Here is a 1,445-nt window from a genome sequence, read left to right on the forward strand (position 1 = left end):
AATGTTTAAAATTATGTAGCCTTTATTCAGGACGGGTCATTAAAAAAAAACAATTTTCAGGCAACCTTTCAATTAAAAATAACGTCTATCTAAACAAATGACCATAATTCTTAAAATTATAACCAATTAATAATGAAAAAATACTTAAAAATTATTTGCTTGATTTTTACAACGATAAATCTAACAGCACAAAACTCAATATCTACTAAAGATAGTATCGCTACATTTTATAACAAACTTGTTTCAACTATGAAAGCAGATTATTTGTACAAGGAAAAAGTAAATTGGAAACAAACGGAACTTGAACTAAATAATAATCTACAAAACTATAATGATTTTAAAAGTTCGCTTAATGAAATTACTTTTCTATTCGATAAGACCGAAGCTAATCATTGCACAGTAATCTTTGACGACAAAGCATACAAAGAATCAAGTGGAGGTTTAAAAGGTTCTGACTTAAGTGAACAATGGTTAAATAAATATAAAAAGAAGCCAACTTTTGAGGTTAAAGTTTTAGAAAATCAGTATGGTTATATTTTAATGCCGAATATCGATTTATTAGATAGCGAAAAAAGCAATAAAATTGCTCAACCAATGTATAATGAGATAGTCAAGGTTAAAAGTTCACAAAACATAAAAGGTTGGATTATTGATTTAAGATTCAATACAGGAGGAAATTGTATACCTATGATTTTGGCTTTGTATGATTTTTTAGGCAACAATGATATTTGGGAAACGCGGAATTTAAATAAAAAACAGATATCAAAAGTCAAATTAAAAAACGGTAAATATTTAAATAATTCAAAAAAAATATCATCTATAAAACCAAAAGGAGAATTAATGGATAAAATAAAAATTGCCATAATAATCGGAAAAGCAACAGGCAGTTCTGGAGAAGTAACTGCATTAGGTTTTAAAGGCAGAGAGAACACTCTTTTTATCGGAGAAAAAACATACGGAGCAACGACATCCAATGTTAGAAGAGATTTACCATATGGAGCAATTATGGCATTAACGATTGGTTTTGATTGTGATAGAAATGGAATATTTTACGATAAATTAATACCTGACATTAAAATTACAGATGAAGATAATTTTGATAATTTGCTTTTAGATGGCAATATAAAGGAAGGAATTAAGTTTTTCGTTGGAAAATAACTAAGCACAACAACGTATATAGCTCATAGCTAGGTATTTGATTAATCGGAAGTTCAGGCGTATTTGCGAAGTCCGCCAAATTTTTTAATTTGGCTTATTGAAAAAGAAAGGTAATAAGAAAATTAAAAAATTCGGCTCGTGCTTAACCGAATAGTTATCGCTAATTTGCACGCTACGAGCCATATACAAAACCGTTGGCAGTAATGTAAAAAAAACGGAGCTATATTGAAATTTAAGGAAAATTGAAAGAATGAAAAACGAATGAATTACATTGTTGAAAATAAAAA

At 28.3% G+C, this 1,445-nt stretch carries 1 protein-coding gene; it reads left to right on the forward strand.

Annotation, left to right across the window (positions count from 1 at the left end; genetic code table 11):
* The first annotated feature begins 132 nt into the window (after positions 1–132).
* Positions 133–1,158 (forward strand): S41 family peptidase, encoded by a 1,026-nt coding sequence (locus G525_RS0117795; protein ID WP_027127336.1) that lies wholly within the window; start codon positions 133–135, stop codon positions 1,156–1,158.
* The last annotated feature ends 287 nt before the right edge of the window (positions 1,159–1,445 follow it).

It is taken from the genome of Gelidibacter mesophilus DSM 14095 (genome assembly GCF_000423005.1).
Taxonomy (GTDB): domain Bacteria; phylum Bacteroidota; class Bacteroidia; order Flavobacteriales; family Flavobacteriaceae; genus Gelidibacter; species Gelidibacter mesophilus.